Raw genomic sequence first — 18,014 nt, forward strand, 5'->3', positions numbered from 1 at the left:
TCAGCTTGCGCGCTTGAGGTCGTAGAAGAAGACGACGTTGGGATAAGCGGGATTGTCCACATATCCCTCGACGTCTGCCGTCAGTGCGCGCTGGTACGTCTGCACGTACGGCACCGCCACCGCCGCCTGCTCCTCGATGATCTTCTTCTGCAGATCCTTGTACGCCAGGTCGGCCTGGAGCTGGTCGGTCGCCGTGAGCTGCGGCAGCGAGTCGATCTCCTTGTCGACGGCCGGGTCCTTCAGGTACGAGAGGTTGAACTGCGGCTTGTCCGCGCTCTTGAACACGTTGAGGAACCAGGAGTAGGCGTCCGGATAGTCCGGATACCAGTACATGACGAAGATGTCCTGCCCCTGCTTCTTGCCCAGGTCCCACTGCGCGGCCCAGGACATGGGCTTGGCCTGCAGCGTCACGTTCACGCCCTTGAGCGCCGAGCTGAGCAGCGTGACCAGCAGCTTCTGGTCGTCGTCGCCCTGGGCGTAGGTCATCGTGAGCTTGAGCTCGGGGTTGTCGGGGCCGTACCCGGCCTCGGCGAGCAGCGCCTGCGCCTTGGCCAGGTCCTGCTTGGGCTCCATGCCGTTGATGTGACCGAGCAGCCCCTGCGGCACCAGGCCGCTGGCCTTCTCGCCCGAGCCCTTCAGCGCCGCCGTCAGGCCGTCGTAGTCGATCGCGTACTGGAGCGCCTGCCGGATCTTGACGTTCTTCGTCGGGCCCGTGGCCGTGTTGAACAGCACCAGGAGGTTCTGGAACGACGGCGACGAGGACGTCTTCACGTTCTCGGTCATGCCGGCTTTCTCGAACAGCTGCGGGTTCAGGCGCTGGACGAAGTTCACCTCGCCCTTCTGCAGGAGCTGCCAGGCCGTGGTGATCTCGGGCGTGACGCGGAAGGCGACCTTCTTGTACTGCTCCGGCTTCCAGCCGCCCCAGTAGCCGTCGAACGCCTTCAGCGTGAGCTCGGTCTCCTTGCCCTTCTGCCAGGAGCCGATCGTGTACGGGCCGGTGCCGGCATCCGACTTGCCGTCCTTGTCCACGGCGTTCACGTCGTAGATGTAGGAGGCGTAGGCGGAGGAGGCGACCAGGTCGAGCGGTGTGGCGTACTTGAGCGTGAACTTCAGCGTGGACGGGTCCACCGCGTCGATCTTCTTGACCGCGCCCCAGATGTAGGACGCGCCGCCCTTCTTCTCGATCGTCCGCTCGATGGCCTTCTTGGCGGCCTCGGCGTCGAGCGTCGCGCCGGAGTGGAACTTGACGCCCTGGCGCAGCTTGAACGTCCACTCCTTGCCGCCGTCCGCCGAGCTCCACTCGGTGGCCAGGCGCGGCTCGGCCTTGCGGGACTGGGAGTTGTACCTGGTCAGGCCCTCGTAGATGTTCTGCATGGCCATGATCTCGTTGGAGTACGAGGTCGCCGGGTCCCAGTCGGTGACCACGTCCAGGTTCGGCACGTAGACGAACGTGCTGTCGTTGGCCTGGGCGGCCGGGGAGGCCGCCGGCTGACTGCTGTCGCTCGCCGCCGGCTTGGGGGTCCCGCCGGCGCCGCGCACCTGGCCGCCCGCGCACGCGGATGCGGTCAAGGCCACGGCACCGGTGACCCCGGCGACGAGCAGACGCTTGTGCCAGCGCATGGTGGGGGGGTCCTTTCGATCTTACCGGGCGAGGGGTCCGGCTGCTTTGACGTGTACCCGCACGGCGGGCTGGGAGAGGTAGCTCAGCGGCACCTCGAGGAGGTCCACGATCTCTACGCCGGAGGGATCCGCCCCCGCCGCCACGGCTCGCGCCGCCGCTTCCTCCTTGGCCCTTTCGATCGCTTCTGACCGGCTATCTCCCGCTGGCAAGATCGTATCCACTCTGCCGCTCGCCAGCGCGATGGCCGCGCCCACGGCGTTGGCCACTTCGGCGTGCTCCGGGCGGATGACCCGGCTCGCGCCCGGGATCACGTCGGGCAGCAGGAACGCCCCGCCACCCACCGCGACCAGCGGTCTGTCGGTTCTGCCGAGTGCCATCCTGTCCACGGCGTCGATGACCGTCTCGTCCGCGATGGCCACCGCTCTTTCCAGGATGTCTTCCATTCTTTCCGATATGTCGGCTCTTTCCGACATGTCGGCTTGGACGGCGGCTTCGAGGCGCTCTCGCCACCCGGCCACGCCCCGCGGGCTCCGGCCCGCCGCCACGGCCGCGTCGGTCATCGTCACCGTGGCGCCGCCGAACACGAGTGCCTCCCTGACGATCCGGTAACCGACCGAGTCGGGGCCGATGCCGCCGTTCCGCACCACGGTCCCGCCGCCGAGCGCGATGGCCAGGATGTCGGGCATGCGGAAGTTCGTCAGCACCCCGCCGATCTCCACCGCCGCCGCCGACTCCCTGGGGAAGCCGCCGGCGAGCACGCCGAGGTCGGTGGACGTACCGCCCACATCCACCACGATCGCGTCCGACACCCCGGACAGGTACGCGGCTCCGCGCAGGGAGTTCGCCGGGCCGGAGCCGATCGTCGAGACCGGCAGCCGCGCGGCGTGCTCGAGCGTCATGAGCGTGCCGTCGTTCTGCGCCAGGTACGGCCGCGCGCCCAGGCCGCGTTCGGCCATCGCGGTGACCAGGGCCTCGGTCACGTGGGCGGCGACGCCGTACAGGGCGGCGTTGAGCACGGTGGCGTTCTCGCGCTCGAGCAGGCCGAGCGAGCCGATCTCGTGGCTCACCGAGACCGGCAGGCCGTACTCGGCCTTGACCAGCTCCTCGACGAGCCGCTCGTGCTCGCCGCCGGCCGGGCTGAACACGCTGGTGACGGCCACGGCGTCGGCCTCCACGCCGTCCAGGAAGCGGCGGACCGCGTCGAGCCCCGGCGGGGCGATCTCGCGGCCGTCGACGTAGTGGCCGCCGGGCACGATCGCCTCCCCCGCCGAGACGGCCTCGCGCAGGTCGTCGGGCCAGCCGGAGAGCGGGGGGACGGAGGTGGTGGCGGGCGCGCCGAGCCGCAGCACGGCGACGCGGCCGAGGTTCCTGCGCTCCAGGATCGCGTTGGTGGCGTGCGTGGTGCCGAGCATGACCCGGCTGATCCGCTCCCATCCGCCCTCGAGCTCGCCGAGGACCGCGTCGAGGGCGGCCCGCAGCCCTTCGGTCACGTCCGGGGAGGTCGGGCGCTTGGCCTTGGCGATCACCTGGCCGTCGGCGCCGAGCACCACCGCGTCGGTGTTCGTGCCGCCGACGTCGATCCCGATCCGGAGCTCCGGCAGGTCAGCCATGGGTTGTCAGCTCCTCGACGGGAAGGTAGTCCAGGTCGTACCCGAAGGCCCGCGGCCCGGCCGTGTCCAGGCCCTTGGGGGTGCGCCAGAGCGGGTCGCACGGCCAGGCGAGCACCGTGACGCGCTGGCCGTACCTGAGGGCCTCGGTCTGGATCGCGCCGGCGGTCTCGGTGTCCACGACGGTGATGAGGTCGGGCACCATGGCCCGAACCCGGCCGTCCTCGAGGGCGACCAGGTTCTCGTTCTGCAGCTCCAGGGTGAGGCGGCGGCCCCGGTCGTCCCCGGTGCCCTCGATCGTGGCCGTCCCCCTGACGAACCCGCCGGTGGTGCGGCGTTCCACGTCCGTGAGCTTGCCGGTGATCAGCCGTACGGCGTCCAGGCTCTCCTGGAGCGCTCCGAGGGGGTCCGCCGTGCCCTCCGTGGCCCTGCCGATCTCGATGGCGCGGGTGACCGTACCCTCGATGACCGCGCCCCTGGCCCGTGCGGTGGTGAGCACGTAGTCGGCCATCAGCGCGGTCGAGCCCGCGGCCACGCACACGGCGCGGGCGAGCCGCTCCGACCAGAGGCCGTCGACGGGGCGGATGGTCACCACGTTGCCCACGATGTCCGACATGATCACCAGGTCGGCCGGGAGTCCCGCCACGTACATGGAGACCATCTGGACCTCGGGGAACGCCCGCCCCATGCCGTCGGCGTCGAGCAGCGGCAGCCCGAGCTGGGCCGCCCAGGCGACGGGCGCCACGCCGTTCGAGCCGCCGATCTCGGAGGACATGATCGCGCTCGGGGGGCGACCGAAGAGGCGTTCGACCTCCTCGGCGATGCGGCCGGGCTCGTCCGCACTGTGGATCATCTCGTGGCTGACGGTCGGGGCGCCGATGCCGGACAGCGGCACGATCAACGCGTCCTCGGGCAGGTCGTCCAGCTCGACCAGCGGCACCTCGCCGTGCTCGCGGATGGCCCTGATCGCCGCCAGCGATCCCGTACGCACGTCGCCGCCGCCTCCGGTGCCGAGAACGGCGCACCCCCGGGCGAGAGCCGGAATGTCGCTCACATCAACGCTGCTCATATGGCGACACAACCAAGCACATTTCATCTCATTTAGCCAGTCCAGCGGATGTGCTTGTGCTTTACCTCCGTTCGCGGCCCTTGGTAGACCTGAGATCGGGTAAGGGAGGGCGCATGCGTATTTCGGTGGCCGCCGACAGCAAGGACGGCGTGGCGGAACGGGTCGTGGCGGAGCTGCGCAGGCGGGGGCACGAGGTGGTGACCCACGGCGCGCTCAGCGACGAGGAGCGCGCCGACTGGGCGTGGGCCTCCGAGCTGGCCGCCCGCGACGTGAGCGAGGGTCGGGCCGACCAGGCGGTGGTCTGCTGCTGGACCGGTACGGGGGCGTCGATCGCGGCGAACAAGGTGCCGGGCGTCCGCGCGGCGCTCTGCGTGGACGCCTACACCGCCGACGGAGCCAGGAAGTGGAACGACGCCAACGTGCTGGCGCTCAGCCTCCGGCTCACCTCCGACGTGGTGCTCGACGAGATCCTCGCCGCCTGGCTGGACGGGCGTCCCAGCACCGACGCCGCCGACCTGGCGAACGTCGCCCATCTTGAGGAGATCTGACTACCCTGTGTGGGTATGGACTTACGCTGTACGCACTGCGGCGAAGAGGGGTTGGAGCCCGGGTTCATCATGGACTCGGGCGAGAACTCGCGCGGCTTCGCCAGGTGGGTCGAGGGCGCGCTTGAGCGTGGGATCTTCGGCGGCGCCAAGCTGATGGGCCGGCCGAAGTGGGAGATCGACGCCTACCGCTGCCGTTACTGCCACCACCTGGAGCTTTTCGCGGCCCGCCCCTCGTGAGCCGGACCGGCCCGCTCTTGTGAGCGTGGCCGGTTTGCTCTTGTGAGCGTGGCCGGTCGCGGCCGAGGAGCGGAAATCGTCGGCGCCGCCGTTTAGGGTGCTTGGCATGACCGACGTCCTGCTCCGCGGCGGGCTCCCCTGGGGGCTCGAGGGCCCTGCCGACGTCCTCGTCCGCGACGGCCGGATCCACCTCGTCGGCCAGGGCATCGACGCGCCCGGCGCCCGGGTCGTCGACATCGCGGGGCAGCTCGTGCTGCCCGGCCTCGTCGAGGCGCACTGCCATCTCGACAAGACCCTCTTCGGCGGCCCGTGGGTGCCCCACTCGGCCGATGACACGCTGGCCGGCCGCATCGGAAACGACCTCGGCCGCCGTGCGGAGCTGGGCGTGCCGAGCGTCGAGCGGATCGGCGCGCTGCTGGAACGCATGAGCGCGGCGGGCACGTGCCATGTCCGCACCCACACCGACATCGACCCCGTCGTGGGGCTGCGGGGCGTGGAGGCCGTGCTCGAGGCCGCCGCGGGCTCCCCCGTCGACGTGCGCCAGGTGGCGTTCCCGCAGCACGGCGTGCTGATCAACCCCGGCACGGCCGAGCTGCTCGAAGAGGCGCTGAAGAGCGGCGTCGAGGCGGTCGGCGGCCTCGACCCGGCGGGCATCGACCGCGACCCCGTACGCCACCTCGACCTGATCTTCGGGCTGGCGGAGCGCTACGGCGCCCATCTCGACCTCCACCTGCACGACGGCGGCTCGCTGGGCGGGTGGGAGCTCGAGCTCATCACCGAACGCACCCGGGCGCTGGGGCTGGGCGGCCGGGTGACGGTCAGCCACGCGTACGCGCTCGGCCAGCTCGACGACGCCTACCAGGATCGGCTGGTCCAGGGCTTCGCCGAGGCGGGCGTCGCCATCGCGACCGCGGCCGTCTACAGCTTCCCCGTGCCGCCGATCAAGAAGCTGCGGGCCGCGGGGGTCACGGTCGCCTGCGGCCACGACGGCATCCGCGATCTGTGGGGCCCGTACGGCAGCGGCGACATGCTGGAGCGGGCGATGCACGTCGCCTACCGCAGCACGTTCAGGAGGGACCAGGACATCGAGCTGGCGCTGGAGGCCGCCACCTACGGCGGGGCCCGCGCGCTCGGGCTGGAGTCGTACGGGCTGGCGCCGGGTGACCGGGCCGACCTCGTCGTCGTGCCGTGCGGGGGCGCGGCGGAGGCGGTGGTCGTTCACCCTGCGCGCACACTGGTCATGAAAGACGGCGTAGTCCTGCACAATTGACCGGCGGGACCATCGAAAGGCAGGCAAGTGCTCTCTATTCACCAGCGGATCGCGGCAGAGCTGGGCGTACGCGACGGCCAGGTGCAGGCGGCCGTCGATCTGCTCGACGGCGGCGCGACCGTGCCGTTCATCGCGCGATACCGGAAAGAGGCCACCGGCGCCCTCGACGACGCGCAGCTGCGCACGCTCGAAGAGCGGCTGCGCTACCTTCGCGAGCTGGAGGAGCGCAGGACGGCGATCCTCGAGTCGATCGAGTCTCAGGGCAAGCTCGACGACGAGCTGCGCGAGCAGATCATGGCAGCGGAGACCAAGGCCAGGCTCGAGGACATCTACCTGCCTTACAAGCCCAAGCGGCGCACCAAGGCGCAGATCGCCCGCGAGCTGGGCCTTGAGCCGCTGGCCGACCAGCTGCTCGGCGACCCCACGCTCGACCCCGCCGCGACGGCCGAGGGCTTCGTCACCGAGGGCGTGGCCGACGCGGGCGCCGCACTCGAGGGGGCCAGGGCGATCCTGATCGAGCGGTTCGCCGAGGACGCCGACCTGATCGGCGGTCTGCGCGAGCAGCTGTGGAGCCGCGGTCGGCTGGTGTCGAAGGTGCGCGAGGGCAAGGAGGAGGCGGGAGCCAAGTTCTCCGACTACTTCGAGTTCGGCGAGCCGTTCACGAAGCTGCCCTCCCACCGGATCCTCGCCATGTTCAGGGGGGAGAAGGAGGAGGTGCTCTCCGTCACGCTGGAGCCCGACGACAGCCCCGACTACGAGCTGCGCATCGCCTCCCGCTTCGGCGTCTCCGACCAGGGCCGGCCTGCCGACAAGTGGCTGGGCGAGACCGTGCGCTGGGCCTGGCGCACCCGCATCCTCGTGCATCTCGGCATCGACCTGCGGATGCGGCTGTGGCAGGCGGCCGAGGACGAGGCGGTGCGGGTCTTCGCGGCCAACCTGCGCGACCTGCTGCTCGCCGCCCCCGCCGGGAGCCGGGCCACGATGGGCCTCGACCCCGGCCTGCGTACGGGCGTGAAGGTCGCCGTGGTCGACGCCACGGGCAAGGTCGTCGAGACGGCGACCATCTACCCTCATGAGCCCAAGCGGCAGTGGGACCAGTCGCTGGCCGTCCTCGGCGCGCTCGCGCAGCGCCACGGGGTCGAGCTGATCGCCATCGGCAACGGCACCGCCTCGCGCGAGACCGACAAGCTGGCCGGCGAGCTGGTCCAGCACATGCCGTCGATCACCAAGATCGTGGTTTCGGAGGCCGGGGCCTCGGTCTACTCCGCCTCGCCGTACGCGTCGCAGGAGCTGCCCGAGCTCGACGTGTCCCTGCGCGGGGCGGTGTCGATCGCCCGCAGGCTCCAGGACCCGCTGGCCGAGCTGGTCAAGATCGACCCCAAGTCGATCGGCGTCGGCCAGTACCAGCACGACCTGGCCGAGTCCAAGCTCTCCCGCTCGCTCGACGCGGTGGTCGAAGACTGCGTCAACGCCGTCGGCGTCGACGTCAACACCGCGTCGGCGCCGCTGCTCACGCGGGTGTCCGGCATCGGCTCCACGCTGGCCGAGAGCATCGTCCGCCACCGTGACGCCAACGGCCCCTTCAGGACGCGTGCCGCCCTCAAGGGCGTGCCCCGGCTCGGGCCCAAGGCGTTCGAGCAGTGCGCGGGCTTCCTGCGCATCCGCGGCGGCGACGACCCGCTCGACGTGTCGAGCGTCCACCCCGAGGCCTACCCGGTGGTCCGCCGCATCCTCACCTCGGCCAAGACCGACCTCAAGTCCCTGATCGGTAACACGGCGGCGCTGCGGGCCATGAAGCCCGCCGAGTTCACGGACGACACGTTCGGTCTGCCGACGGTCACCGACATCCTGCGCGAGCTGGAGAAGCCCGGCCGCGACCCGCGGCCCGCCTTCAAGACCGCCACCTTCAAGGAGGGGGTCGAGAAGATCTCCGACCTGACCTCAGGGATGATCCTCGAGGGTGTGGTCACCAACGTCGCCGCCTTCGGCGCGTTCGTGGACATCGGCGTCCACCAGGACGGCCTGGTCCACGTTTCCGCCATGTCCCGAAATTTCGTGAAGGACCCCCGCGATGTGGTCAAGCCCGGCGACATCGTCCGCGTCAAGGTCCTCGACGTCGACATTCCCCGCAAGCGCATCTCCCTGACCCTCCGGCTGGAGGACGAGACGCCGGCCCAGGCCTCGGGCGACGGCTCACGCAGGGGTTCGGGCCGCGGCGACGGCGCACGGGGTGACGGACGGGGTGACGGCCAGCGCGACCGCGCCCAGAGCCGGGGCGACGGCCGCCGCGGTGGCGACAGCGGCCGCGGTGGCGAAGGAAGCCGAGGCGGGGACGGCCGGGGCGGCGCTGGGGGCCGTGGTGGCGACGGCGGCCGAGGCGGCGACGGTGGCCAGCGCGGGCGCGGAGACGGCCAGCGCGGCGGCGGCCGCCGCCAGGACCGCCCGGCACCCACCGGCGCGATGGCCGAAGCCCTCCGCAAGGCGGGCCTCACCGGCAACGACCGCTAACCTGCCGGCACCCGTCCACGCCGACCGGCCAGCCGCCGGTCTGCGCCCGCGTGTGGCGGCGCGACTCGCCGCCACACGCGGGTGACGAAAACGCCACCCCACATACCGCACCACCAGAAGCGGGCCAGCGTGCCACCGCAGGCCTGACGAGGCGGAGAGTCATCAACACCCCGTCTCGCGCCCGTTGGGTGCCCCTAAACTCGGATGACAGAACGGAGGGCGCCACACTGCGCCTCTCGGTTGCATGTCGCCGCGTACTGGGTGCGAGACATCGAGCCACCACCGGTAATGTCCATAGCGCCTCGGCCTTGAGGCCGATGAGTGAAGCCGACTTACCGCACAGCGGACAGGAGCATCCGTTGCGCCGTCAGGCAAACGGCGCTCGTGTGATTTCACATCGACGTTTTTGCTGCTCGATGTACTGATGTACGACAGTCAGCGGCACCTCGCCACGGCTTTCGGCAAAGTGTGAGCCGCACCAAGGTATCCGCCCTACAAATACCGCCGCGCGCGTGAGTCGTGTTCCTTGCACAGCAGCCGGGCCGAAACGCCCTCAAGGGAATTGACCAACTCAGAGATGACGAGCTTGGGCGAGCGGTGAACGGACAGGTGCGCGTGATCGTGCTCGCCGTTGGCTCGGCGAAGTTCAGCTTCAAAGTCGGCGCACACGTCCACCATGATCCCCTCGAACCGCTTCAGCCTGGCATCGGCGAAGACATAACGCCGATATCTGGCAAAAACCAAATGACATAAGGCTGCATACGACGTGCCGCGTGTCTACCTATATCGAGGTTTGAAACGCTACTTCAGTGACACAAATAACTGATATGATCACAGATTGTGACGAGCGAATCGGCGAGGAAGGGCCTGCAGTTCGGGCACCGCGCCCGGCTGATGCTGACGCCCGCCCAGGTCCGCCTAATCGATGAACAGGCGCATGCCGCCCGTGCACTGTGGAATCTACTGCACGACTGGTGGACGATGCTAGGCAAGGACAAGCGCTCACTTGCCACAGCAGACGCCGCGATACGCCAGGCCCGCAAAGACATCGACTGGCTCGCTGTTCTGCCCGCCCAAGCCTCGCAGGCAGTTCTCAAGACATATTTCCAGGCCTGGCAGAACCACTGGGAAGGTCGAGCCGACAAGCCGAAATTCAAAGCCCGTCTGCGCGCGGTGATGTCTGTGGACATCCCCCAGGGCCGCGACCTACGTATCATGCGGGTACACCGCCGCTGGGGCATGGTCACCATCCCAAAAGTTGGACGGGTCCGGTTCCGCTGGACCAGGGATCTGCCCATCGGCAAGAAGGCGAGCGCCAACAACCGGATTACCGGTGCGCGGCTGGTCAAGGATCCGCTGGGCTGGCACATCGCCCTTCGCGTCCAGGCTCTTCAGCCCGAGCCTGAGCGACACCAGGGGCCGGAAGTTGGCCTCGATGCCGGCGTGAGCGTGCCCCTGGCTCTGTCGGACGGCAACCATCAGACCCACGATGAGTGGAGGTCCACCAAGGACAAGCCGAACGTCTGGCTGACCGACAAGGAACAGGCCAAGCTGCTCGCGCTACAGCAGCGGGCAGCCCGCCGCAAGAGCTTCCGCAAGCCGGGTGAGCGCACCTCGCACCGTCTGCGGGCCACCTATGACCAGATCGCTAGCCTGGGCGCTAGAGCCAAGCGCCGGGCAGTGGACTGGCAGCACCAGACCACCACCGAGATCGCCCGCACCTACAGCGTGATCGTGGTGGAAGACTTGACCATCACGAACATGGTCAAGAGCGCCAAGGGAACCGTCGAGAAGCCGGGAAAGAACGTTGCACAAAAGTCCGGCCTGAACCGCTCCATTAGCCAGGAGGCATGGGGCCGCACCGTGACGATGCTGACGTACAAGGCGGCGCGCTACGGCGGCATCCTGCACAAAGTTCCCGCCCCTGGTACCTCCCAGCGCTGCTCAGTCTGCGGGTTCACTACCCCGGGCAGCCGGGAGAGCCAGGCCATGTTCGCCTGCAAGAACGAAGGCTGCGGCTGGTCCGGGAACGCCGACCACAACGCCGCCCGCAACATCTTGCACCTGTACCGGATGGGCCTTGCGCTCGTCCCGGTTGCCGGGAGGGCAATCGTCAGGCGCGCTCACCGCGTCGAGCCCGCCACCGCAAGGTAGGAGGGAATCTCCTCCGTTCGCCGGAGGAGAACACTTCAATGTTCGCGCAGCTGCCAGGGGGAGCCGTACTCGACCAGGAGGTCCAGGAACGGGCGCGGCTCGAACGCCTCGGGCCCCAGCACGCCCGTGCCCTTCCACGCCCCGTTGGCCAGCAGTTCCAGGGCGACGACCGGGTTCACGGCGGTCTGCCAGACCACGGCCTGGGAGCCGTACTCGCGCATCGACCACTGGTTGTCCACCACGTGGTAGAGGTACACCTCGCGTGGCCGTCCGTCCTTGACGCCCTTCACCCAGGTGCCGGCGCAGGTCTTGCCGTGCATGCGCTCGCCGAGGCCCGCCGGGTCGGGCAGCACGGCCGCGACCACGTCGCGCGGGGCGACCCGGGCGGTGCCGTCGTCGGTCCTGACGGAGACCGGCTCGGTGCTGTCCACACCGAGCGCGCGCAGGGTCTTGAGCTTGCCGATGAAGTCCTCGCCGAGGCCGTACTTGAACGTCACCCGCTGGGCGGGGATCCACCTCGGGACGAGCACCACCTCCTCGTGCTCGACGTTCACGCATTCCACGGGGCCGATCCCGTCCGGGAAGTCGAAGACCTCGGGCTCGCTGAACGGCTCCGTGGTGTACCAGCCGCGCTCCTTCTCGTAGATGAGCGGCGGGTTGAGGCACTCCTCGATGGTGGTCCAGATGTTGAACGACGGGGCGAACTCGTAGCCGTCGACGGTCAGGTTGGCGCCGTCCCTGATGCCGATCTCCTCGATCTCGTCGAAGAGCTCGTCGGCGGCGTACCTGGCGAAGACGTCGGCCAGGCCTGGCTCGACGCCCATGCCGACCAGCGCCAGCCGGCCCCTCGCCGCCCATTCGCCGTCGCGGGCGAACTGGTCGTCGCCCAGCTTGACCCCCACCTCCTCGTACGGGCGGTCCGGGTGCGGCCTGGACATCGACATCGCCATGTCGAGGTAATCGGCGTCGGCGGCGAGCGCCGCGTCGAACAGCGGCAGCACGTAACGAGGGTCGGTGGCGTTCAGGAGCACGTCGCACCGGTGCTCTTTCAGCAGCGCGATGACCGCGGCCCGGTCGGCGGCGTCGATCCTGGCCGGGGTGAACCTGTCCGCCTGCTCGCCCAGCGCGGCGACGGCCGCCTTGGCGCGGGGCAGGTCGTAGTCGGCGATGACCATGTGGTCGAAGAACGGGCGGCGCGCGGCGATGCGGGTGATGGCGGTTCCCACCCCGCCGGCTCCGATGAGAAGGATACGCATGATAAATAAGGCCCCTTTTGATGGTTTTCGGGGGGTTTCGTGCATCCAATCCCGATAGGGTGTTCAACGTCAATGGCGTTGGCATAAGGAGCGGTCGCCGTGGCAAAGCGGGTGGTGCCGGACGCGGCGCGCAGGCGGAGGCGTCCCACCAAGCAGGGGCAGGTCCTCAGCCACCAGCTCATCGTGGAGACCGCCCTGCGCATGCTCCGCGAACACGGGGCCGCCGGGCTGACCGCCCGCCGGCTCGGGCTCGCCCTCGGCGCCGACGCCAGCACGGTCTACCGCTACTTCCGCGGCATGGACGACCTGGTCCTGGCGATCGCCGACGAGCTGTACGGCACCGCGATGGCCGACTGGCGGCCCGTGGGGGACTGGCGCGCCGACCTGCGCGAGCTGGGCCTCCGCATCCACCACGCGTACCTGACGCACCCGCAGGCCGCGGTGCTGACCGCCAGCCGGGTCACCGGCAGGCCGAACGAGGTGGCCGGTGACGAGACCATCCTCGGCATCCTGCGCGAGGCCGGATTCGCGGACGCGGACGCGGTGCGGATCTATCACGCGTTCATCGACCAGGCGCTGGCCTTCTCCATCCTGGACGCCGCGACGCTGGCCCTGCCGAAGGCGGCGCGTGAGGGCGACGAGGAAGTGTGGCGTGCCACGTACGCCCGGCTGCCGGCGCGTACCCACCCGAACATCGCCGCGACGGCGCCGCTGCTGGTGGACCAGATGAACGACAGCGCCTACTCGACGGCCCTCGACATGCTCCTGTCCAGCGCGGCCGGGCAGCTCAACCGGAACGCCCGCCAGTCGGGGAGGAGCGGCGCTGAATCGGGACATGTATGATCCCTGTTCGTGAACATGGGAGAAGGCGTCGAATGGGGCCTGCACTGCTGCGTGACGCTGGCCTGGCTCACCGACGAGGGGCCGGTGTCCATCCGTAAGCTCGCGACCTGGTTCGACCTGCCGCAGGAGTACCTCAAGAAGCGGCTGCAGGCGCTGACGAAGGCCGGCATCCTGACCTCCACGCCAGGCGTCCGGGGCGGCTTCTCCCTGGCCAGGGCTCCAGAGCGGATCACGTTGATGGACGTGGTCGTCGCCATGGAGGGCACCGAGGACGCGTTCCAGTGCACCGAGATCCGGCAGCGCGGCGCGGGCGCGGTCGGCGCGGATGCCGAGTTCGGGCGGCCCTGTGGCATCGCCGCCGCCATGCGCCGCGCCGAGCTGGCCTGGCGCCGCGAGCTCGCCGCCCAGACCATCGCCGACCTGATGGCCCACGCTCCTTCGGCGGCCGAACGTACCCGCCGTAATTACGCCCGCATGCGCGGCTGACCCCTTCCCGGCGCGCGCCGCCCCGTCCGGCGGGGCGCTTGACCAAGCTCCTCTGCCCGCACCGGCAGCACACCCATGATGAGAGGAACCGGGATGTCTGACGTCCTGATTTCCGGCGAACAAGCCGCCCCTCGCCGCTTCCGCGCGACCTTCGTCCTGGCCCTCGGCACGTTCGCCGTCGGCACCGACGCCTACGTGGTGGCCGGCTTCCTGCCTGCCATGGCCAGCTCCCTGCACGTCTCCGAGGGCGCGGCAGGCCAGTCCGCGACCGTCTTCGCGATCGCCTACGCCGTCCTCGCCCCTGTTCTCGCCACCGTCGCCGCCCGCGTTCCCCGCCGCGCCCTCCTGGTGGCCGCACTGCTCGTGCTCGCCGTGGCCAACCTGGGCTCGGCGCTGTCGCCGGGCTATGCGTGGCTGATGGCGTCCAGGGTCCTGGCCGCGTTCGGGGCCGCCGCGTTCACCCCCAACGCCGGCGCCGTCGCCGCCTCTCTGGTCGCCCCCGCGCAGCGGGCCCGCGCGCTGGCCGTGGTGGTCGGGGGTCTGACCGCCGCGACCGCGCTGGGGGTTCCCCTGGGCAACCTGGCCGACAGACTCCTGGACTGGCGGGCCGCGCTCACCCTGGTCGCGGTCCTGTGCCTGGTGTGCGCGGCAGGCGTGTACGCCGTCATGCCCGCACTGCCCGGCAGCCCCCACGTTCCCCTGCGTGACCGGCTCGCCGCCCTGCGCCGCCCCGGCGTGGTGGCGGTGCTCCCGCTGACCGTGCTCGGCCTGGCGGCCAGCTACGGGCTCTACGCGTACGCCGTCCCGCTCCTGCACGCGCTCGGTGCGGGAGGGGCAGCGGAAATGTGGATGCTGTTCCTGTACGGGGTCGGCGCTGTGGCCGGGAACCTGGTGGCAGGCGCGGCGGCCGACCGGCGCGGGCCGATCCGCGTCCTGGCGGTCGGATACGTGGTGCTGGCGGTGACGCTGGCGCTGTTCGCGTGGGCGGTGGAGGCCCACTGGCTGCCGCTGACCGGTCCGCTCATGGTGATCTGGGGCGCGAGCACGTGGTCCCAGACCCCGGCTCAGCAGCTGCGGCTGATCTCGGCCGCACCCCAGGAGACGGCGGTGGTCGTCGGACTCAACGCCTCGGCGCTCTACCTCGGCATCGCCCTCGGTACGGCGCTCGGCGGGCTGCTCCTCCCCGTCGGCGTCCCCACCGCACTGGCGGCCGCCGCGGGGCTCGCCGTCCTGTCCCTCGTCTACCTGGCGCTCACCCGCCGCACCGGATGACGGGACCCCGCCGCTCCGGGGCCTCATGCGAGGGGCTCGCCTCGGGCACGGGGGGACGATCGACCGGTCAGCGGTCGCGCTGCGCCTGGGCGATGCGTTTACCCAGGCCGGCCAGGGAGTCGTCGCCCATGAGGGCGGGCAGCCGGGGCGCGTCCGCCTCGACCTGAGCGAGCACCTCGGCATGGCCTCCGGCGAACCGGCTCCAGGCCCGCACCACCTCCGGCATCGCCGCGATCCCCGCCTCCGACAGGATGGCCTCCCTGGGCAGCCACGACGTCAGGAACTGGGTGACCCTCGCCGGGCTCCACCACAAAGGACGATCGCCCACGAACTCGGCCAGCTTCTCGAACGCCTCCTGCGCGCCGGGCAGCTCCGGTAGCTCCTGGAACCGGCTCGTCGTGTCGTCGGGCGCCGGCCGTACGAGATCGGGCACCGCGTGAGCTCGCGAGAGCGCGACCGGCCGGACGGAGGGCAGCGTCTCGGCGACCAGCGCGCCCATGATCCGATCGCCCAGCTCGAACGCGTCCAGCACCCGTCCCGCGACCACACCCGGCTCCTCGGCCCGCAGGTCCAGATCGTCGAGGAACTTCACCTCCTCGACCACCGCGTCAACGGCCAGCCCTCCGCTCACCTGGTCGATCGCGACGACGAGGAGGTGCGGCTCCTTGCCGTTCTCATAGCGGAAGGACAGGGCGGCGAGGGTCTGCTCGCCGAACCGGTCGGCCTTGCCGTACCAGGCGCCGTCACACGTCACCCGCCCCATCCGCCGCACCCACCCGGGCAGCGTCTCCATCACGCCCTGCGCGGCACGCGCGACCACTCCACCGTCCGCGCCCCCACCGACGCTCCGGCTCCCGTCGTGATCGACGGGCCGCCGCCCCACGCCCCCGCCCACGGCTGAGCCTGCGCCTTCACCTGCGGACAGGCTCGCGTCCTCGCCGGTGGGTGGGCGCACCTCAGCGGAGGCGTTGACCGCGGAGAGGGCCGCGAGGGTGAGACGTGCCTCCGTGCTGCCGTCCTCGACCAGCCGCCGCAGGAAGGCCTCCACTTCGTCCGGCTCGAGGTCGGCGGTGAGCCGCGCCGCCCACAACTCGGTCCGCAGCGGCGACCGCCACCTGAGGAGGTCGCGGGCCTGGGCAATCACCGTGGCAAACGCTGTCATGCTCACTCTTCGACCGTATCGCCCCTTAGAGGCCACAGGTGCGAGACGGAGTGTGGCGCTCCTGTCCCGCCGCTCGACGCGCGTGGAAGTTGGCCGTCTCGCCACCCGTTCGTGGGCGGTCTGTGGTTTGGTCTGCGGCCTGGTTGGTGTCATAGGTGCCAGAGTTGCCCGTGCGTGTGGCCACCCACCGGACCCGTTCCCAAGTACGGCGCGGGATCATTGTGGGGCAACGACCCGCACGACGAAGGACTGCGCCTTGAGCATCGCCGACGATCCCGACCGCGCCCCGGCCCGCTCCCACCTGTACGCCATGGGCTGGTCGGAGGAGGACATGCGCCGCCCCGTGGTCGGCATCGCCTCCACCTGGACCGGCACCATGCCCTGCAACCTCACCCACCGAGAGCTGGCCGCCCACGTCGCCGAGGGGGTGCGCGCGGCGGGCGGCACGCCGATGGAGTTCAACACGATCGCCGTCTCCGACAACCTCACCATGCACACCCCCGGCATGCGCACGTCCCTGGTCAGCCGCGAGGTCATCGCCGACTCGATCGAGCTCATGGGCCGCGCGCACGGCTTCGACGCGCTGGTGGTCATCGTGGGCTGCGACAAGACGGTGCCCGCCGGGATCATGGCGCTCGCCCGCCTCGACGTGCCCTCCGTCGTCCTCTACAGCGGCACGATGATGCCGGGCAGGTGGCGCGGGCGCGACGTCACCATCCAGGACATGTGGGAGGCGCTCGGCGAGCGCGCCGTCGGCCGCCTGGACCAGGCGGAGCTGGACGACCTGGCCCGGCACGCCTGCCCGGGCGCCGGCACCTGCGCCGCCCAGTACACCGCCAACACCATGGGCGGCGTCGCCGACTTCCTCGGCCTGGCGCCGTTCGGCGTGGGTGACATCCCCGCCGTGGCCGAGGAGAAGAACGCCGCGGCCCGGCGGATCGGGGAGATCGCCATGGAGGCGCTGGCCCGCGACGCCCGCCCCTCGCGCGTGCTCACCGAGGACGCCCTGCACAACGCGATCGTCTCGGTGGCGGCCATGGGCGGCTCCACCAACGCCGTCCTGCACCTGCTGGCCATCGCCCGCGAGGCCGGGCTGTCCCTGCGCATCGACGAGATCGGCGAGGTCTGCCGCCAGGTCCCGATCATCACCGGGCTCAAGCCGAGCGGCGGCGAGCACACGGCCCTGGACCTGTGGCGGGCCGGGGGCACCTCGCTGGTGGTGCGCCGCCTGCTGGAGGCCGGGCTGCTGCGCGAGAACGTCACGCTGGTGGACGGCCGTACCCTCGCCGAGGTCGCGGCGGACGCCCAGGAGACGCCGGGGCAGCAGGTGGTGGCGAGCGTGGCCGAGCCGTTCAAGCCGCGCGGCGCGCTGGCCATCCTGCGGGGCTCGCTCGCGCCCGACGGCTGCGTGCTCAAGCTGGGCGGCAAGGACGACTTCCGCCACGAGGGCCCGGCCAAGGTGTTCGACTCGGAGAAGGACTGCTACGTCGCCATCCAGGACGGACGCATCGTGCCCGGTGACGTCATCGTCCTGCGTTACGAGGGTCCCGCGGGCGGTCCCGGCATGCAGGAGATGCTCTCGATCACGGGCCCGCTCGTCGGCCGCGGCCTCGGGAGCTCGGTGGCCCTGGTGACCGACGGGCGCTTCAGCGGGGTCTCGCACGGGCGGGTGGTCGGGCACGTGGCGCCCGAGGCGTACCACGGCGGGCCGATCGCACTGGTGCGCGACGGAGACACGATCGTCATCGACAGCGCGGCGGCGACGATCGAGCTGGTGGTGCCGGAGGAGGAGTTGGAGCTGCGCCGGGCCTCGTGGCAGCGGCCCGAGAGGGAGGTCGAGCGGGGGGTGTTGACCAAGTACATGGCGACGGTCGGCTCCGCCTCGGACGGCGCGGTCACCGCCTGACGGGGATCAAGCAGGTCACCGAGGCCGCTACACTGCGCAGTGACGTTCGCCGGACCCTCATAAGGAGACTTACGC

Annotated in this window: 14 protein-coding genes and 1 pseudogene; 9 read left to right on the forward strand and 6 right to left on the reverse strand. The window is 70.6% G+C overall.

Annotated elements, in window-relative coordinates; genetic code table 11:
* The 3 genes from ABD830_RS22855 to ABD830_RS22865 are packed head-to-tail and all read right to left on the reverse strand — an operon-like array spanning position 1 to position 4,297.
* Positions 1–1,620: an ABC transporter substrate-binding protein gene (locus tag ABD830_RS22855; RefSeq protein ID WP_344990653.1), complete on the reverse strand. Its 1,620-nt coding sequence runs from the start codon at positions 1,618–1,620 to the stop codon at positions 1–3.
* Positions 1,621–1,641: 21 nt separating this feature from the next.
* Positions 1,642–3,231, reverse strand: a complete 1,590-nt coding sequence (locus ABD830_RS22860; RefSeq protein ID WP_344990656.1) for a hydantoinase/oxoprolinase N-terminal domain-containing protein — start codon at positions 3,229–3,231, stop codon at positions 1,642–1,644.
* A complete protein-coding gene (locus tag ABD830_RS22865) occupies positions 3,224–4,297 on the reverse strand; it encodes an S-methyl thiohydantoin desulfurase family protein (protein WP_344990659.1) in 1,074 nt (357 codons plus the stop codon). The genes ABD830_RS22860 and ABD830_RS22865 overlap by 8 nt, the downstream gene beginning before the upstream one ends.
* 113 nt (positions 4,298–4,410) lie before the next feature.
* Between ABD830_RS22865 and ABD830_RS22870 the strand changes: the two genes are divergently transcribed.
* The 4 genes from ABD830_RS22870 to ABD830_RS22885 all read left to right on the forward strand — a co-directional run bounded on the left by ABD830_RS22870 (position 4,411) and on the right by ABD830_RS22885 (position 8,860).
* Positions 4,411–4,845, forward strand: coding sequence for an RpiB/LacA/LacB family sugar-phosphate isomerase (locus tag ABD830_RS22870; protein WP_344990661.1), 435 nt, complete (start codon positions 4,411–4,413; stop codon positions 4,843–4,845).
* Positions 4,846–4,860: 15 nt separating this feature from the next.
* Positions 4,861–5,082, forward strand: coding sequence for a hypothetical protein (locus ABD830_RS22875; RefSeq protein ID WP_344990663.1), 222 nt, complete (start codon positions 4,861–4,863; stop codon positions 5,080–5,082).
* A gap of 106 nt (positions 5,083–5,188) precedes the next feature.
* Positions 5,189–6,352 carry an amidohydrolase gene (locus ABD830_RS22880; RefSeq protein ID WP_344990665.1) on the forward strand — a complete coding sequence of 388 codons (1,164 nt, stop codon included), beginning with the start codon at positions 5,189–5,191 and terminating at the stop codon, positions 6,350–6,352.
* A 27-nt stretch (positions 6,353–6,379) separates the two neighbouring features.
* Positions 6,380–8,860: a Tex family protein gene (locus ABD830_RS22885; protein ID WP_344990668.1), complete on the forward strand. Its 2,481-nt coding sequence runs from the start codon at positions 6,380–6,382 to the stop codon at positions 8,858–8,860.
* A gap of 367 nt (positions 8,861–9,227) precedes the next feature.
* Here the strand turns inward: ABD830_RS22885 and tnpA are convergent.
* Positions 9,228–9,632: pseudogene (tnpA, locus tag ABD830_RS22890) on the reverse strand (IS200/IS605 family transposase); the annotation flags it as partial.
* A 68-nt stretch (positions 9,633–9,700) separates the two neighbouring features.
* Here tnpA and ABD830_RS22895 point away from each other — a divergent pair.
* Positions 9,701–11,014: an RNA-guided endonuclease InsQ/TnpB family protein gene (locus tag ABD830_RS22895; RefSeq protein WP_344990671.1), complete on the forward strand. Its 1,314-nt coding sequence runs from the start codon at positions 9,701–9,703 to the stop codon at positions 11,012–11,014.
* 35 nt (positions 11,015–11,049) lie between these two features.
* Here the strand turns inward: ABD830_RS22895 and ABD830_RS22900 are convergent, their stop codons facing one another.
* Positions 11,050–12,270 (reverse strand): saccharopine dehydrogenase family protein, encoded by a 1,221-nt coding sequence (locus tag ABD830_RS22900; RefSeq protein ID WP_344990674.1) that lies wholly within the window; start codon positions 12,268–12,270, stop codon positions 11,050–11,052.
* Between the two features lie 99 nt (positions 12,271–12,369).
* Between ABD830_RS22900 and ABD830_RS22905 the strand changes: the two genes are divergently transcribed.
* From ABD830_RS22905 to ABD830_RS22915, 3 genes are all read left to right on the forward strand, one after another.
* Positions 12,370–13,113 carry a TetR/AcrR family transcriptional regulator gene (locus tag ABD830_RS22905; RefSeq protein WP_344990677.1) on the forward strand — a complete coding sequence of 248 codons (744 nt, stop codon included), beginning with the start codon at positions 12,370–12,372 and terminating at the stop codon, positions 13,111–13,113.
* A gap of 15 nt (positions 13,114–13,128) precedes the next feature.
* Positions 13,129–13,599: an RrF2 family transcriptional regulator gene (locus ABD830_RS22910; RefSeq protein ID WP_344992984.1), complete on the forward strand. Its 471-nt coding sequence runs from the start codon at positions 13,129–13,131 to the stop codon at positions 13,597–13,599.
* Positions 13,600–13,692: 93 nt separating this feature from the next.
* The gene (locus ABD830_RS22915; protein ID WP_344990680.1) at positions 13,693–14,871 is read left to right on the forward strand and encodes an MFS transporter; all 1,179 of its coding nucleotides are present in this window, start codon (positions 13,693–13,695) and stop codon (positions 14,869–14,871) included.
* 67 nt (positions 14,872–14,938) lie between these two features.
* Here the strand turns inward: ABD830_RS22915 and ABD830_RS22920 are convergent, their stop codons facing one another.
* Positions 14,939–16,033 carry a hypothetical protein gene (locus tag ABD830_RS22920; protein ID WP_344990683.1) on the reverse strand — a complete coding sequence of 365 codons (1,095 nt, stop codon included), beginning with the start codon at positions 16,031–16,033 and terminating at the stop codon, positions 14,939–14,941.
* A 256-nt stretch (positions 16,034–16,289) separates the two neighbouring features.
* On the opposite strand from ABD830_RS22920, the gene ilvD reads away from it, so the two are divergent.
* Complete coding sequence (ilvD, locus tag ABD830_RS22925) at positions 16,290–17,939, forward strand: dihydroxy-acid dehydratase (protein ID WP_344990686.1); 1,650 nt, start codon at positions 16,290–16,292, stop codon at positions 17,937–17,939.
* Positions 17,940–18,014 lie beyond the last annotated feature (75 nt).

The sequence above is a fragment of the Nonomuraea helvata genome (genome assembly GCF_039535785.1).
Lineage (GTDB): Bacteria > Actinomycetota > Actinomycetes > Streptosporangiales > Streptosporangiaceae > Nonomuraea > Nonomuraea helvata.

Excerpts from the sequence above, each read along its gene's own strand:
- ABD830_RS22920 (WP_344990683.1), bottom strand. The coding sequence starts at position 16,033 with ATGACAGCGTTTGCCACGGTGATTGCCCAGGCCCGCGACCTCCTCAGG.
- ABD830_RS22900 (WP_344990674.1), bottom strand. The coding sequence starts at position 12,270 with ATGCGTATCCTTCTCATCGGAGCCGGCGGGGTGGGAACCGCCATCACC.
- ABD830_RS22855 (WP_344990653.1), bottom strand. The coding sequence starts at position 1,620 with ATGCGCTGGCACAAGCGTCTGCTCGTCGCCGGGGTCACCGGTGCCGTG.
- ABD830_RS22910 (WP_344992984.1), top strand. The coding sequence starts at position 13,129 with ATGGGAGAAGGCGTCGAATGGGGCCTGCACTGCTGCGTGACGCTGGCC.
- ABD830_RS22870 (WP_344990661.1), top strand. The coding sequence starts at position 4,411 with ATGCGTATTTCGGTGGCCGCCGACAGCAAGGACGGCGTGGCGGAACGG.
- ABD830_RS22875 (WP_344990663.1), top strand. The coding sequence starts at position 4,861 with ATGGACTTACGCTGTACGCACTGCGGCGAAGAGGGGTTGGAGCCCGGG.
- ABD830_RS22860 (WP_344990656.1), bottom strand. The coding sequence starts at position 3,231 with ATGGCTGACCTGCCGGAGCTCCGGATCGGGATCGACGTCGGCGGCACG.
- ABD830_RS22880 (WP_344990665.1), top strand. The coding sequence starts at position 5,189 with ATGACCGACGTCCTGCTCCGCGGCGGGCTCCCCTGGGGGCTCGAGGGC.
- ABD830_RS22915 (WP_344990680.1), top strand. The coding sequence starts at position 13,693 with ATGTCTGACGTCCTGATTTCCGGCGAACAAGCCGCCCCTCGCCGCTTC.
- ABD830_RS22865 (WP_344990659.1), bottom strand. The coding sequence starts at position 4,297 with ATGAGCAGCGTTGATGTGAGCGACATTCCGGCTCTCGCCCGGGGGTGC.